A 14,743-nucleotide genomic window follows, 5' to 3' on the forward strand; every position below is an offset into this window, starting at 1 on the left:
TGAGAAGGTCGCGCGTCTGCACCTGGACGCGTTGGGCGTGAAGCTGACCAAGCTGACCAAGGAACAGGCCGCCTACATCGGCGTCGACGTCGAGGGCCCCTACAAGCCCGAGCACTACCGCTACTGATCCGGCCGGTGGTCACCGCTCCCCGCGGGCGGTGACCACCCCCGGTTCCGCGATAGCCAGGCGGGGTGTCCACGACGGCCCGCCGGTCGCGTCGAAAAACCTTCTCCTTGAAAGAAAACGGTCCCTGTCGCACACGCGCAGGTTCGCAGGCGAATCCACTTGAAGCGCCGCGGTGACCGAAGTCGACAGAAGGAATACCTGAGGCCGACATGACCACCATCGCACTCGAACTGGTTCCGCCCGACCTCGACGGCGGTGTGCAGAGGGCCGTTGAAGAGGGTCAGAAGATCGCCGAGCTCAGCCGCAAAACGGGGCTGACCGGCCGCATCGGACACGTGATGATCCCGGGGATCATCCAGGAGGACGGCGACCGCCCGGTCGACTTCCGGCCCAAGATGGACACCATCGACTTCTGGCGCACGATCCGCCCGGAGCTCGGCGACCTGCGGGGTCTGTGCACCCAGGTCACCGCGTTCCACGACGAGCGCGCGCTGGCCGAGCGGCTGCAGGCGCTGCGCGACGCCGACATGGACGGCATCGCCTTCGTCGGCGTGCCCCGGAACATGGCCGACGGCGAAGGCCCCGGCGTACCGCCCACCGACGCGCTCACCAAGTTCCAGGACGTCGTCCCGCACCGCGGCTCCATCCTCATCCCGACCCGGGAAGGGGAGCAGGGCCGGTTCGGGTTCAAGTGCGAGCGCGGCGCCACCTACGGAATGACGCAGCTGCTCTACTCCGACGCGATCGTGGACTTCCTGAAGGAGTTCGCGCGCACCACGCCGCACCGCCCGGAGATCCTGCTGTCGTTCGGGTTCATCCCGGGCGTGGAGGGCAACAAGAAGCTCATCCAGTGGCTCATCCAGGACCCGGGCAACGCGGCGGTCGCCGCCGAGCAGGAGTTCGTCGCCCGCACCGCCGAGCTCGGTTTCGAGCAGCGCAAGCAGGCGGTCGTCGACCTCTACAAGCGGGTCGTCGACGGCGTGCACGACCTCGGCTTCCCGATCAGCGTCCACCTGGAAGCCCCCTACGGCTACAACGCTCCCGCGTTCGAGACGTTCGCGGCGATGTTGGAGCACTGGGAGCCCGGCAAGTAGGCAGAACCACCCGGCTGGGAATCACGCGACCCCGCCCCCGCAGCGCGACACGCCTGCGGAGGCGGGGTCTCGTGCTTTCCGGGGCAGCGTTCGAGTGACAATCCGGCGGCTTCGCGGGTTCCGCTCCGGTGCTCGGCGTCATCGCTTCGTCCGTCGGAGCCGGATCATCGGCGCTGCTGCATGCTTTCGGGTGATCGGCTGAGCGGGAACGGGCACCGAACGAAGTGATCAAAACTCTTCCGGGGTTCAGCGCGGGCGATGTCGGTCGTTCTCAACCGATCATTTCTTCGCTAAGGTCGACGCACTCGTCAGCGGTTACGATGACGAATCGTGCAACGGCGCACCGGTACGTGAATAACGCTCGTGCGTCAAACCGAAAAACCCTCATCGCTGCCGTGTTCGGTGCGCGCACACCGATCGCCGACAGCACCGGAAGGAACCCGTCGATGTCGTCGCCACCAGCATGTTCGTGCTCGTTCGCAGGACTGCCGGTCCACCAGATCGTCGGATTGCGAGCCGGATTCGGTTTGGTTCGCAATCCTGCCGCGCGGTCCTTTCGGAAACTGATTTGTAAAGCGAATGACCAATTCATTGTTGACGGGAAATAGGCGATGAGCGCAACCGAGACGCCATCCAGAAGTGAACTCACGCCACTCGACTGGGCCTTTCTGTGCATGGAGCACGAGGACACGCCCATGCACGTCGGCGCCGTCGCGGTGTTCCGCTCCGACGGCCCGGTCGACCGGGACCGGTTGCGGCGGGTGCTGGCCGAGCGCGCGCAGCGCATCGCCCGGCTGCGCATGCGGCTGGAGCGCTCGTGGCTGCAACCGCACTGGCGCGAAGCCCGCGACTTCGACGCCGCCGAGCACGTCTACGACCACGAGATCCCCGCCCCCGGCGGGCGCGAGGAGCTGGCGATCCTGGCCTCCGAGCTGATCGCCGATCCGCTCGACCAGCGTCGCCCGCTGTGGGAACTGCACCTGATCACCGGCCTGGCCGACAACCGGTTCGCGGTGCTGATGAAGTTCCACCACTCGCTGGTCGACGGGCACGACGCGGTCGAGGTCGGGGTCCGGCTGCTCGACGAGTTCACAGATCTCACCGACACCCCCGCGACGCCGCCGCCGAACCCGCTGGACGAGGCGTTCGGGCTGATCCGCCGACCGGAGAAGCTGGTCGGGGCGCTGCGCGGCACGCTGTCGAAGTCGAGCGAGTCGCTGGGGATCGCGGCGTCGGTGATGCGCAACATGCGGGTCCCGGCGCAGTCCTCGCCGATGCACGCCTCGACGTCCCCGGCGCGCCGGCTCGCGCTGGTGCCCATCGACCTCGCCGACGTCCGCCGCATCCGCTCCCGGCACGGCGGCGGCACCAACAACGACGTCGTGCTCGCGGTGATCGCCGGAGCGCTGCGGATCTGGATGGCCGCGCGCGGCGAGGACTCCGCCGAGGTCCCGGTGCGCGCGCTGATCCCGGTGTGCCGCAGGCGCAGCAACCAGCCCCGCAGCGGCAACAACCAGCTCTCCGGCTACCTGTGCGAGCTGCCGGTCGACGAGCCCGATCCGGCCACCCGGCTGGCGTCCATCCGCGCCGAGATGAGCGGGAACAAGAGCGCCGGACCGCTGCGCGGACCAGGGGCGTTCCCCGTGCTGGCCGGCCGGTTGCCGCAGGTGCTGCACCACGTGGCCACACCGCTGGTCGCGCAGGGCGCGCCGCTGCTGTTCGACACCATGGTCACCAACGTCCCGCTGCCGACCTTCCACGCCGCGCTCGACGGCGCCGAGGTCGCCGAGCTGTTCCCGCTCGCGCCGCTGGCCTCCGGCCACTCGCTGTCGATCGCGGTCTCGCAGTTCCGCGGCACGGTGCACATCGGTGTGCAGGCAAACCGGGCGGCGTTGCCGGACTTGGAGAAGCTCGCCGAGGCGCTGCCGCAAGCGGTCGCCGAACTCAGCGACGGGACGTGAGACGTGGACGCTGGAAATCCGCCTTCGTTATCGAACTTCGGCTGGTTATACGGAGGCGTGGACCTCATCGTTCGAACCGAGCACGGCGCCGTGCGGGGCACCTCCGACGGCGATGTCATGTCGTTCAAGGGGATTCCCTACGCGGCGCCCCTGGACGGTCCGCGCCGGTTCCAGGCGCCGGTGGCGCCGCAGCGCTGGGACGGGCTCCGGGACGCCTCGCGCTACAGCGCGTCGGTGCCCCAGGCCGCGCTGGACCCCGCGCTTCCCGCGTGCTGGCGGCCCGGTGACTCGACCGACTGCCTGACCGTCAACGTCTGGACTCCCGATCGCGGCGGCCACCTGCCGGTCATGGTGTGGTTCCACGGCGGCGCGTACCTGGGAGGGACCGCCTCGACGGACGGCTTCGACGGGGCGACGCTCGCGCGCGACGGCGTGATCGTGGTGACGGTGAACTACCGCGTCGGCTACGAGGGCTTCGGCTGGGTGGACAACGCCCCGTCCAACCGCGGGATCCTGGATCAGCTGGCCGCGCTGCGCTGGGTCCGCGACAACATCATCTCCTTCGGCGGAAACCCGGACAACGTCACGATCTTCGGGGAATCGGCCGGTGCGGTCTCGGTGGCGACCCTGGTCGCGGGTTCCGCGCGGCGCGGGTTGTTCCGCCGCGCCATCGCCCAGAGCCCGGCGGCGATGTACTGCGACGAGGCCGAGAACCGCAAGATCGGCGAGCTGATCACCGGACGGCTCGGCATGCCCGCGACGACCGCGGCGCTCGCGGAGGTCCCGCCCGAAGACCTGCACGCGGCGCAGACCCACGCGATGGCGGAGATCAACCGCAACCGGGCGGCCTGGACCAACAGCACGCCCTACAACGTCGTCCTCGACGGCGAGCTGCTCTCCGAGCTGCCGTGGGTGGCGATGCGCGGTGGCGCGGCCAACGGCATCGACGTGATCGCCGGTTTCAACCGCGACGAGGCCACCGGGTTCACCATCGACCTGCCCGCCGAAGCCCGCGACGTGCAGCGACTGGCCGATGACCTGCACCTGCCGTCGACGACGGTCGCCGAGTACCGGTCGGCGCTGCCGGGCGTGGCCGATCCCGACCTCTACACCGTGCTGCTGGGCGACAGGCTGTTCCGGATGCCCGCGGTGTGGATGGCCGAGGCGCTCGCGGCGGCCGGTGGGCGCGGTTTCCTGTACGAGTTCACCTGGGAGACCCCGCAGCGCGACGGCCTGCTCGGCGCGACGCACGGGCTGGACGTCCCGTTCACCTTCGGCAACGTCGACGACCCGCTGGCGCTGGCGATGCTCGGTGCCTCCCCGGCCGGGTTCGAGGAGCTGTCGGCTGCGATCCGCGGGGCCTGGGCCTCGTTCGCCGCCACCGGGGATCCCGGCTGGCCCGGCTACCAGCTCACCGACCGGCGGACGCGGATCTTCGACGTGCCGCTCTCGCTCGCGTCCGATCCGGTCAGCGGGTCTCGGCAGATCTGGGCGCACCGCTTCCCGGAGCTCGGCTAGGACCTCCCGCTCCACGTCCTGTTCACGGAGTTAGTGTGTGGGCATTTCGCGAAGTGGGAGGTCATCGATGGTGGACAACTCGGACAACGCGGCGTTGCGGGCACTGCGCTCGGCCCTGCCGGACGAGGTGGTGCTGACCGATCCGGACTCCACCGGACGTTTCTCCCACGACGAAGCCGAGTGGGCTCCCTACGGGAAGCCGCTCGCGGTCGTGCGCGCCCGCAGCACCGAGGACGTCGTCGTCACCGTCGAGGCCTGCGCCGAGCACGGGGTGCCCGTCGTGCCGCGCGGAGCCGGGACCGGCCTGTCCGGTGGCGCGAACGCCATCGACGGATGCGTGCTGATCTCGCTGGAGGGCATGAACGAGATCCTGGAGATCAACCCGCGCGAGCAGCTGGCCGTGGTCCAGCCCGGTGTCGTCAACGACGATCTGCGCGCCGCCTGCCGCGAGCACGGCGCCTGGTACCCGCCGGACCCGGCGAGCTCGCCGTGGTCGACCATCGGCGGCAACGTCTCCACCAACGCGGGCGGCGTGTGCTGCGTGAAGTACGGCGTGACCCGGGACTACGTGCTCGGGCTGGAGGCCGTCGTCGGCTCCGGCGAGGTCGTGCGGCTCGGCCGTCGCACCGCGAAGGGCGTCGCCGGCTACGACCTGTGCGGTCTGTTCGTCGGCTCCGAGGGCACGCTCGGCGTGGTCACCGAGGTGACGGTGAAGCTGCTGCCGGGCCTGCGCGCACCGGAGCGCACCGTGGTCGGCTACTTCGACTCGCTGGTCGCCGCGGGTGAGGCCGTCGCGGCCGTCGCGGCATCCGGTGTGGTGCCCTCGGCGCTGGAACTGCTCGACCAGCACTGCCTGCGCGCGGTCGACGAGTGGAAGAACATGGGCCTGTCCGCCGAGGCCAACGTGCTGCTGCTCGGCCGCTCGGACGCGCCGGGCCAAGCGGGGGAGCAGGAGGTCGACACCCTCGTGCGCTGCTTCGAAGAAGCGGGCGCGACCTGGAGCGCGCGCTCCACCGACCAGCAGGAGGCCGACGCCCTGTTCTCGGCCCGCCGCCTGGCCTACCCGGCGCTGGAGCGTCTCGGCCCGCTGCTCACCGAGGACGTCTGCGTCCCGCGCGCCCTGGTCCCCGAGATGCTCGCGCGCATCGAGACCGCCGCGGAGCGGCACGACACGCAGATCGCCAACATCGCCCACGCCGGCGACGGCAACCTGCATCCGCTGATCATCACCCCGCCCGGCGACGACGAGGCCCGCCTGCGCGCCCAGCGCGCCTTCGACGACATCGTCGCCGACGCCATCGACCTCGGCGGCACGGTCACCGGCGAGCACGGCGTGGGTCTGCTCAAGCGCAAGGGCCTGCACGCGGAGCTGTCGCCGAAGGTCATCGACATGCACCACGACATCAAGAACGCCCTCGACCCCGCCGGGATCTTCAACCCCGGCAAGGTCTTCGGCGACCCCTCCTGATCCGGTGCGGTTCTCGGCAGCGCCCCGGTCAGGACGTGAGGCGGGTGCGCACTGAGAGGGCCGCGAAGAGGACCACCGCCAGAGCACCGAGCACGGTGGGCCAGGTGAGGGGTTCGGCCAGCAGGAGGGCGGCCCAGAGGATCGTCATGACCGGCTGGGTGAGCTGGATCTGGCTGACCTGGGCCATCGGGCCGATCGCCAGGCCCCGGTACCAGGCGAGGAATCCGAGGTTCTGGCTGATCACCGCCAGGTAGGCGAAGGCCGCCCACTGCACCGGGGTCGCGCTCGGCGGATGTTCGGCCACCTCGATGCCGGTGATCACGATCATCACGGGCGCGGCCAGCACGAGAGCCCACGAGACCGTCTGCCAGGCACCGAGTTCCCGCGCGAGCAGTCCGCCTTCGGCGTAGCCGATCGCCGCGGCGACGACGGCGCCGAACAGCAGCAGGTCAGCGAGGTGGAGTCCGCCCAGGCCCTGCAGCGAGGCGAAGGACACCGCGGCGATGGCCCCCAGACCGGCCATGATCCAGAACGCCTTCGGCGGCCGTTCGTGCCCGCGCAGCACCGCCATCACCGCGGTCGCCGCGGGCAGGACGCCGATCACGACCGCGCCATGGCTGGCCGGGGTGGTGGCGAGCGCGTACGAGGTCAGGAACGGGAACCCCACGACCACACCGCCCGCGACGATCGCGGCGCGCGCCCACTGCGTGCCGCGCGGCAACGCCTGCCGGGTGACCAGCAGCGCGACGACGGCGATGAGCCCGGCGACGGCGCCCCGGCCGGCGCCGATGAACAGCGGCGAGAGGCCGTCGACCGCGATGCGGGTGAGCGGGAGGGTGAACGAGAACGCCACCACGCCCAGGAACCCCCAGGCGAGTCCCGCGCGAGAGGGGGATAGCGCCGGTTCCCGGAGAGCAGTAGCGCTACTATTGACTGTCATGTCGGATGATAGCAGTTCGCGGATCGTCGCGGAACTCCGCGAGTGGATGGCCACGGCCCGACCGGGCGCGAAACTGCCGTCCACGCGCGAGCTCGTCGCGGAACACGGGGTCAGCCCGGTCACCGTGCAGAAAGCGCTGCGCACCCTGGCATCCCGAGGGCTGATCGAAAGCCGCCCGGGTGTGGGGACGTTCGTCCGCTCGGTTCGGGTGGCCCGCCCGAGCGACTTCGGCTGGCAGACCGCCGCGCTGGGGTCGCCGAAGAACAGCCGCCCGACGCTGTCCACCGCCATGCGGCCCGCGCCCAACGACGTGATCGCGCTGCACTCCGGGTACCCGTGCCGCGAACTGCTACCCGAACGGCTGGTCCGATCCGCGTTCACGCGCGCGGCCCGCAGCGACGCCGTCTTCGACCGGCCCGCCACGGCCGGCGTCCCGGAGTTGCAATCGTGGTTCGCCACCGAGCTCGGCACTGCGGTCCCGGGCGACGTGGTGATCTTCCCCGGCAGCCAGAGCGGGCTGAGCGCGATCTTCCGCGCGCTGGTGGGCGCCGGACGTCCGCTGCTGATGGAGTCGCCCACGTACTGGGGAGCGATCGTGGCGGCCGCCCAGGTCGGCGTGCAGACCGTGCCCGTCCCGAGCGGACCGGACGGCCCCGACCCGGACCAACTCGCCCGCGCCTTCGAGCGCACCGGTGCGCGCGCCTTCTACGCCCAGCCGAACTTCGCCAACCCCACCGGCGTGCAGTGGTCTTCGCGCCTGGCCGAGGACGTGCTCGACACCGTGCGCCGTCACGGCGCCTTCCTCATCGAGGACGACTGGGCCCGCGATCTCGGCATCACCACCGACCCGGTTCCAGTGGCCGCACGCGACGAGGACGGGCACGTGGTCTACCTGCGGTCGCTGACCAAGACCGTCTCGCCGTCGGTGCGCGTCGCCGGGATCATCGCCCGAGGCCCCGCGCGGGAGCGGATCCTCGCCGACACGCAGTCCGAGGCCGTCTACGTCAGCGGCATGCTGCAGGCCGTGGCCCTCGACGTGGTCACCCAACCGGCCTGGCGCACCTACCTGCGGGAACTCCGCAAGCAGCTCGCCGCCCGCCGCGACCTGCTGGCCGAGGCCGTGCGCGAGCACGTCCCCGGCGCGCACCTGGACGTTCCGGCGGGCGGGCTCAACCTCTGGGTGCGGTTGCCGGACACCACCGACCTGCCCGCGCTCGTGCGCGACTGCGAAACCGCCGGGGTCGTCGTGGCCCCGGGCGACGAGTGGTTCCCGGCCGAACCGACCGGCCGCTTCCTGCGCCTGAACTACGCCGGTCCGAACGCCGGCGCCTACCCGCAGGCGGCCCGGCTCATCGGCGAGGCGCTCGTCAGGTAAGGAGCGTGCGACCGTCGGTTACTCAACCAGCGCGGGCAGCTCGGCTGGCTCGTCAGGGGCCACGTCCTGAAACATAGTTGGCGGACGTTGCGATTGTGTCGACCGCACCACCGCACTCGCCTTCGGCGCCTCCGGAGCGCCTCGTGGCCGGCTCGCCGACCTGGTCGACCTGCCGAGAGCCGCCGGTTGATCACGCGGTCGAGACGGGTCCGGTGTGCCGGGCCTCTCGGCCACGCGATCAACCGGCACCGATGCTGGCGCGGTCGGCGATCGGCTCGCCGAAGTAATCGCGTCCACCCGTATCGATGCCGAAGTACTCGCCCAAGGGCAACCCGTTGCCGATCAGCGGTGAGTCGCGGACCGGTTTGATCGCCGTGAAGTCCTCTACCTCGGCGGCGGGCACCACTCGGGTGGGCGTGTGTGCGTTCAAAAGCTCGGGGTCGCCTTCGATGCCCGTGGGGTGGTTCGCGCGTTCTTCCTGCCCGGTAGCGGCACGCCAACTCCCCAGTGAGTCGTACTGCGCTCCGTCCCAATCGAAGGCCGGCCCCGCGGACGAGAAGTAGCTGTTGCCCGCGAAGACGGCGTCGGCCGGTGTCGCGCCGACCGGCATGTGCACCAGGGCCCCCGAGGAGTGGGAGGCGAACACGTTGTTGTGGAGCCCGATGTACGCCGGCGCGTAGTTCTCGGGCAGTGCAAGGTACACCACGGGCGACTCGGGACCGGAGCGCTGAAGCACGAGTACCGTGTTGTTGAAAACGTTGACCCTCTGCACGTTGCCCATAAGCGTCAGCGCGCCGTAGAAGGAATTGCGGCGCGCGTCGTCCACGCTCACGTTGAACCGGAACGTGTTGTTGCCGAAGCAGTTTCGTGGCTGGTCGCTGAACATCATGAAGCCGGGCCCGTCGTTGCCGTACGACAGGTTGTGCTGAACCACCGAGGCGGTGACGTTCTGGTCGAGGTCGAATCCCCCGCCGTCGGCGTGCTGGGTGCGGTTGAAGCACGACACGTTGTGCTGGATCAGCACGTCATCGGAATCGTAGGCCCAGATCCCGAAACCGCCTTGGGGGGCGCGGCTCTCGCTTCCGTTCCGGTAGGCCTGAGACCGTTGCACGCGGGCGTTCCGGACGCTCCCGAGGATGATGCCGCTTCCGGTGTTCCGGGACTGTTCGTCCGGGTCGCCCTTGTTGTCGCGCGCTGTCGTGTCCGAGATCGCGATGATGCTGTGCGAGTAGGACGGGGACTCCGGATCGAATTCGGGGCCGTAGGAGGAGAAGCCAGAATCGCGATTGTCGTGCAGGACTGAATTTGCCACGGAAACGTCGCGGAACCCGGAACGCGAAGTCGCCGATCCGACCTCGATCCCGTTCTGAAACCCGCTGATGTCGAGGTTGAAAATACTGATTCCGGAGAATTCCCGCCCAGGGCCGATTTCCGCGAAGAGGGCGACCCCGCCGTTGTTGTGGAATGCGGTATCCGCGTGCCCGGTGAGGATGAGATCCCGTATCTCGACCCCTCCCGTGTTGTGCACGAAGATCCCCGATTCGGGAGAGTGGATCCGGGCCCGTCCCCACCCGTAGGACCCGATGACCACCGGCCGTGCGGGGTCGCCGGCATCTTTCGGGCCGAGCCGCACCATCCCCTCCAGCGCTGTCCCGCCTTCCAGAAGCAACCTGTCACCGGGGAGGAGAGACACCGACTTCGCCCGCTCGAGCGTTCGCCATGCGCTGGCCGGCGATCGGCCGTCCGCCGAGTCGTCCCCGTTAGGGCTGATGTGGAAGGTTCTTCCCGCCGATACCTCTTCCGGTGGCCTCATCGCCGCACCGACCATTCCACGCCGGGTCATGTCGACGCCGAGGCTGACTCCGCCACCTGCTATGAACGGCCCCATCGCGAACCAGCTGATGGCCATGCGCCGACTGATCCTCCGGGGGGATGCTTTTGCAATCATGGCCGTTCCAATTCTCTTTCTGGTCTGATCTGGCAAGCCCTGCTCAGGTACGCAATCCGGCAAGATCGTAATATCGGGGCTGCGGTTTCCGCAGTGCGCGAATCAATTTCGCGAATGACACTTCTGAGTGGACATTGGGTCCGACCCCCCGGGATGAGTGAATACCGGCAAGCCCGCTGATCTCCCCGCCCATACAGTCGATCAGGTTCGGAGCGGAGAGGTTAGGAGACTCACATGCGCGTAGTGATCACCGGAGGTGCCGGATTCATCGGCGCACACCTCTGTGAGGCCCTGCTCGACCGTGGTACCGAGGTGGTGTGCGTGGACAACTTGGTCACCGGGAGCAGAAACAACATCGCTCACCTCCTCACGGACAGCGCATTCTCCTATCTGAAGCAGGACGTGAGCCTGCCGTTCGATGTGACAGGCCAGGTCGACGCGGTGGCGCACCTGGCGAGCCCTGCCTCACCGGTGGATTACCACCGGATTCCGCTGGAAACCCTCGCCGTGGGCAGCCGCGGAACCGAGCACGCGTTGCAACTTGCCAAGCGGAACGGAGCGCGGTTTCTACTGGCCTCGACCAGCGAGGTCTACGGTGATCCGCTGGAGCACCCGCAGCAGGAGAGCTATCCGGGCAACGTCGACCCGGTGGGACCCCGGAGCGTGTACGACGAGGCGAAGCGGTTCGCCGAAGCCCTCTCCGCCGCCTACCGGCGTTCTGCGGACGTCAATACCGGGATCGTGCGCATCTTCAACACCTACGGGCCTCGGATGCGCGATACGGACGGGCGCGTGGTGTCGAACTTCATCACCCAGGCCTTGGACGGAAGGCCGCTGACCATTTATGGCGACGGTTCGCAGACACGCAGTCTTTGCCACGTTGGTGATCTCGTCCGCGGGCTCCTCGACATGTTGTCGTCGCCGGAACCGGGTCCGGTCAACCTGGGAAACCCCGAGGAGATCACCATCAACTCCCTGGCCGAGACGGTACGAGAGTTGACCGGGAGCAACTCGGAGGTGGAGTACCGGGAGTTGCCCGTGGGAGACCCGGTACGACGTCGCCCGGTGATCGATCGCGCGAGGCACGTCCTCGGCTGGAGCCCGACGACCCCGTTGGAAGAGGGACTGCGGAACACCATCGAATGGTTCCGGACTCCTCTTTCGGCCGAGCTGGTGCTCCCCACCACCGGGCCGGAAACCCAGCCGATGAGGGCGACCACCAACGTCGGCTCGTGATGGTCGTGGTGCTCCGGTGACTTTGGCACGGATGAACTCGCCGGGCATTCCCGGGGAGGTCCATTCCCGAAGGGCCGGTTCTCCGCTTCAGTGGGTTGGGTTGGATTCCACGCGCAGCTGTCGTGCGGTCGCGCGGAACAGCCGGGCGCAGATCTGGGGATTACGAGGAAACTATGACGACGACCGATGGTCCGGGCAGCGTGGAACGTTTCGTGACCGACCTGTCCAACGGCAACATCGCGACGATGGGGCCTGCCGGTCCCAAGTTCACCCGGACTTCGCGGCGGAAGCGACCCGCCCGTTCCACGTTCGTCCACGCGCTCGCGCGGCGCGACCGCGTCGTGATCGGGGTGCTCTCGGCGGGCTGGCTCGCCAGCTTGGTGTACTTCTGGTGCTGGTGGCTGCAGCCCGCCCACCGAGCGAGCGTGTTCGGGCTGGTGGCCAACAGCGTCCTGATCGCTTACCTCTCGGTTATGCCGGCGTACTTCCTGCTTTCCATCAATCGGATGCGGAAAGTGGATCCGACGAAGCGCCTACCCGCCGTGCGCACCGCCATGGTGGTGACCAAGGCGCCTTCGGAACCGTGGTCGATGGTGCGGCGGACGCTGCAGGCGATGCTGGTTCAGCGGTACCCCGGCCCCTACGACGTGTGGCTCTGCGACGAAGATCCCACCGACGAGGCTCTGCGCTGGTGTGCCGAGTCGGGTGTTCTCGTCTCGACTCGGCGGGATCGTCCTGATTACCACCGGTCCGCGTGGCCGCGCAGGACGAAGTGCAAAGAAGGCAATCTCACCTTCTTCTACGATCACTGGGGCTACGAGCACTACGACGTGGTCGCCCAGCTCGACAGCGATCACGTGCCGACCGAGAGCTACCTCGCCGAGATGGTGCGCCCGTTCGCCGATCCTGCGATCGGCTGGGTCTCCGCTCCCAGCGTGTGCGACGCGAACGCCGGCGAATCGTGGTCGGCGCGCGGCCGGCTGTACCGAGAGGCCGCGTTCCACGGTCCGATGCAGATGGGGCACAGCGGGAAGTACGCCCCGGTCTGCATCGGATCGCACTACGCGGTCCGGACGAGCGCGCTGCGCGAAATCGGGGGACTGGGGCCGGAGCTCGCGGAGGACTTCTCGACGACCTTCCTGCTCTCCTCGGCCGGCTGGTCGGGGGCCTTCGCACCCGACGCGATCGCGAATGGAACCGGACCGGTCGGGTTCGGCGGCATGATCACACAGGAGTTCCAGTGGTCGCGCAGCCTGGTCACGCTGTTGATGGGCCTTGTTCCGCGCCACGTGCCGCGTTTTCCGTGGTATCTGCGCGTGAGGTTCCTTCTGGTGCTGACCTACTACCCCCTCGTGGCGTTCACGACGATGGCAGGGCTCGTGTTGCCCGCCGTCGCCGCGGTTACGGGTGTGCCGTGGATCAACGTGAACTACTTCTCCTTTCTGGCGCATTGGTGGGCGGTGTTCGTGTGGTTGTTCGCGATCCAGCTGCTGCTGCGCAGACGTGGTTTGCTGCGGCCTCCCTACGCGCCTGTCATCAGCTGGGAAATGTGGCTGTTCGCCCTGGCGCGATGGCCCTACGTCGCGTTGGGAGTGTCGGCCGCGGTGGTGCAGAAGGTTCGCCGCGCACCGCTCACGTTCAAGGTCACCCCCAAGGCTCAGAACCGGCTGGAACCCATGCCCCGACGGTTGATCGCGCCGTACGTGATGATCGCGGTCGGTCTTTCGCTCTCGGCGGTGGTCGGTGAGCTATACACGAACGCAATCGGATACACGTTCCTATGCCTGCTGGGCTCTACTGTGTACACCGCCGTGGCAGTGATCCTTCCGCTGCTGCACGCGCTGGAGAACGCGCGTTCGGCCGCAGTCCCGCTGGGCGTGGCGTTCGACGTGACCGCCGCTGCTCCGATGCGCCTCGCGGTGTCGGCGTTGTTTCCACTGGGCCTGGCCATATCAATGTACCCGCCCTATGTCGACATTCTGCTGGGCTGGTTCTGAACTTCTCGGGAGGCTTCGAATGTACGGATCTCGCACCATCCTGGTAACCGGTGGTGCCGGTTACATCGGCAGTCACATCTGCGTGGACCTTGTGGAACGCGACTACGAGGTCGTGGTGGTCGACGATTACTCGAACAGCTCACGGCTGGCTCTCGACCGGGTTGCCGAGATCACCGGAAAGAAGGTAGTGGCCCACGAAGCAGACGTGCGGAACTACCGTGAGCTGGCGGAAGTGTTCGAACGTCATCGCATCGACGTCGTGGTGCACCTCGCGGGAAAGAAGCACGTCGCCGAATCGATTGAGCAGCCGCTGGCGTACTACGGCGTCAACGTGGCAGGGACCCACAACGTCCTGAGGTTGATGGACGAACACGGTGTCCCCGAGATGGTGTTCTCGTCCTCCTGCTCGATATACGGGCATGCGCAGGCGATGCCGCTGCAAGAGAGCTGTGCGCCGAACCCAACCAACCCCTACGCGCGCTCGAAGTGGATGGCGGAGCAGATGATTTCGGACCACTGCCGCCGCTCGGACAGCTGCCGCGCGATCTCCCTGAGGTACTTCAACCCGATCGGTGCGCACCAGAGCGGGCGCTTGGGGGAGGCCCCGGTGGGGTCGGTGACCAATGTGGTTCCCCACCTCATGCGAGTGGCCACGAACGAGAGTGGTTGCGCCGACGTGTTCGGATCCGATTACGACACATCCGACGGAACGCCGGTGCGGGACTACCTGCACGTCGTGGACCTCGCCGATGCTCATCGCATGGCGATCGAGCACGCCGGCGATTCGCCCGGCCTGGAGATCTTGAACGTCGGAACCGGTCGCGGAACCTCGGTTCTGGAGCTGATGGCCTTCGTCGGTGAGACGTGCGGACACGAGATCCCGTACCGCATCCTCGGGCGCCGTCCCGGTGACGTCGGCGAGCTCATCGCCGACGCGAGTGCTATCGCGGCCCGGTGGTCCTGGCGCCCTAAGCGGGACATGTCCGAGATGTGCGCCGACGCGTGGCGGTTCCACCGCGCGAACCCGAGCGGTTACCAGGAACCGGCCCACGGCCGGTTCCTGGTAAGCGAGATGTGAA

At 68.3% G+C, this 14,743-nt stretch carries 12 protein-coding genes; 9 read left to right on the top strand and 3 right to left on the bottom strand.

Annotation, left to right across the window (positions count from 1 at the left end):
• On the top strand, positions 1 to 127 hold a 127-nt coding region (locus E1202_RS25705), incomplete at its 5' end, for an adenosylhomocysteinase (RefSeq protein WP_132624608.1).
• Positions 128 to 336: 209 nt separating this feature from the next.
• Positions 337 to 1,221: a mycobacterial-type methylenetetrahydrofolate reductase gene (locus E1202_RS25710; RefSeq protein ID WP_132685710.1), complete on the top strand. Its 885-nt coding sequence runs from the start codon at positions 337 to 339 to the stop codon at positions 1,219 to 1,221.
• Positions 1,222 to 1,492: 271 nt separating this feature from the next.
• On the opposite strand, the gene E1202_RS25715 is transcribed toward E1202_RS25710, so the two are convergent.
• Positions 1,493 to 1,870 carry a hypothetical protein gene (locus tag E1202_RS25715; protein ID WP_132685711.1) on the bottom strand — a complete coding sequence of 126 codons (378 nt, stop codon included), beginning with the start codon at positions 1,868 to 1,870 and terminating at the stop codon, positions 1,493 to 1,495.
• A 25-nt stretch (positions 1,871 to 1,895) separates the two neighbouring features.
• On the opposite strand from E1202_RS25715, the gene E1202_RS25720 reads away from it, so the two are divergent.
• The 3 genes from E1202_RS25720 (at position 1,896) to E1202_RS25730 (ending at position 6,168) form a co-directional block, all read left to right on the top strand.
• Positions 1,896 to 3,182, top strand: coding sequence for a wax ester/triacylglycerol synthase family O-acyltransferase (locus E1202_RS25720; RefSeq protein ID WP_235879012.1), 1,287 nt, complete (start codon positions 1,896 to 1,898; stop codon positions 3,180 to 3,182).
• 57 nt (positions 3,183 to 3,239) lie between these two features.
• Positions 3,240 to 4,700: a carboxylesterase/lipase family protein gene (locus tag E1202_RS25725; RefSeq protein WP_165943990.1), complete on the top strand. Its 1,461-nt coding sequence runs from the start codon at positions 3,240 to 3,242 to the stop codon at positions 4,698 to 4,700.
• 67 nt (positions 4,701 to 4,767) lie between these two features.
• Positions 4,768 to 6,168 (top strand): FAD-binding oxidoreductase, encoded by a 1,401-nt coding sequence (locus E1202_RS25730; protein WP_132685713.1) that lies wholly within the window; start codon positions 4,768 to 4,770, stop codon positions 6,166 to 6,168.
• A gap of 28 nt (positions 6,169 to 6,196) precedes the next feature.
• On the opposite strand, the gene E1202_RS25735 is transcribed toward E1202_RS25730, so the two are convergent.
• Positions 6,197 to 7,108 carry a DMT family transporter gene (locus E1202_RS25735; RefSeq protein ID WP_132685714.1) on the bottom strand — a complete coding sequence of 304 codons (912 nt, stop codon included), beginning with the start codon at positions 7,106 to 7,108 and terminating at the stop codon, positions 6,197 to 6,199.
• On the opposite strand from E1202_RS25735, the gene E1202_RS25740 reads away from it, so the two are divergent.
• Positions 7,107 to 8,483, top strand: coding sequence for an aminotransferase-like domain-containing protein (locus tag E1202_RS25740; protein ID WP_132685715.1), 1,377 nt, complete (start codon positions 7,107 to 7,109; stop codon positions 8,481 to 8,483). The two genes, E1202_RS25735 and E1202_RS25740, sit on opposite strands and share 2 nt — an antisense overlap.
• Before the next feature lie 238 nt (positions 8,484 to 8,721).
• On the opposite strand, the gene E1202_RS25745 is transcribed toward E1202_RS25740, so the two are convergent.
• Positions 8,722 to 10,392 (bottom strand): right-handed parallel beta-helix repeat-containing protein, encoded by a 1,671-nt coding sequence (locus E1202_RS25745; protein WP_165943991.1) that lies wholly within the window; start codon positions 10,390 to 10,392, stop codon positions 8,722 to 8,724.
• 273 nt (positions 10,393 to 10,665) lie between these two features.
• Between E1202_RS25745 and E1202_RS25750 the strand changes: the two genes are divergently transcribed.
• The 3 genes from E1202_RS25750 (at position 10,666) to galE (ending at position 14,742) form a co-directional block, all read left to right on the top strand.
• Complete coding sequence (locus E1202_RS25750; protein WP_132685717.1) at positions 10,666 to 11,667, top strand: UDP-glucuronic acid decarboxylase family protein; 1,002 nt, start codon at positions 10,666 to 10,668, stop codon at positions 11,665 to 11,667.
• A gap of 173 nt (positions 11,668 to 11,840) precedes the next feature.
• The gene (locus E1202_RS25755) at positions 11,841 to 13,664 is read left to right on the top strand and encodes a glycosyltransferase family 2 protein (RefSeq protein ID WP_207918915.1); all 1,824 of its coding nucleotides are present in this window, start codon (positions 11,841 to 11,843) and stop codon (positions 13,662 to 13,664) included.
• Positions 13,665 to 13,683: 19 nt separating this feature from the next.
• Positions 13,684 to 14,742: a UDP-glucose 4-epimerase GalE gene (gene galE / locus E1202_RS25760; protein ID WP_268952364.1), complete on the top strand. Its 1,059-nt coding sequence runs from the start codon at positions 13,684 to 13,686 to the stop codon at positions 14,740 to 14,742.
• Position 14,743 lies beyond the last annotated feature (1 nt).

The sequence above is a fragment of the Saccharopolyspora karakumensis genome, from assembly GCF_004349225.1.
GTDB lineage: Bacteria > Actinomycetota > Actinomycetes > Mycobacteriales > Pseudonocardiaceae > Saccharopolyspora > Saccharopolyspora endophytica.

Excerpts from the sequence above, each read along its gene's own strand:
- E1202_RS25755 (WP_207918915.1), top strand. The coding sequence starts at position 11,841 with ATGACGACGACCGATGGTCCGGGCAGCGTGGAACGTTTCGTGACCGAC.
- E1202_RS25745 (WP_165943991.1), bottom strand. The coding sequence starts at position 10,392 with ATGGCCATCAGCTGGTTCGCGATGGGGCCGTTCATAGCAGGTGGCGGA.
- E1202_RS25750 (WP_132685717.1), top strand. The coding sequence starts at position 10,666 with ATGCGCGTAGTGATCACCGGAGGTGCCGGATTCATCGGCGCACACCTC.
- E1202_RS25720 (WP_235879012.1), top strand. The coding sequence starts at position 1,896 with ATGGAGCACGAGGACACGCCCATGCACGTCGGCGCCGTCGCGGTGTTC.
- E1202_RS25740 (WP_132685715.1), top strand. The coding sequence starts at position 7,107 with ATGTCGGATGATAGCAGTTCGCGGATCGTCGCGGAACTCCGCGAGTGG.
- E1202_RS25710 (WP_132685710.1), top strand. The coding sequence starts at position 337 with ATGACCACCATCGCACTCGAACTGGTTCCGCCCGACCTCGACGGCGGT.
- E1202_RS25735 (WP_132685714.1), bottom strand. The coding sequence starts at position 7,108 with ATGACAGTCAATAGTAGCGCTACTGCTCTCCGGGAACCGGCGCTATCC.
- galE (WP_268952364.1), top strand. The coding sequence starts at position 13,684 with ATGTACGGATCTCGCACCATCCTGGTAACCGGTGGTGCCGGTTACATC.
- E1202_RS25730 (WP_132685713.1), top strand. The coding sequence starts at position 4,768 with ATGGTGGACAACTCGGACAACGCGGCGTTGCGGGCACTGCGCTCGGCC.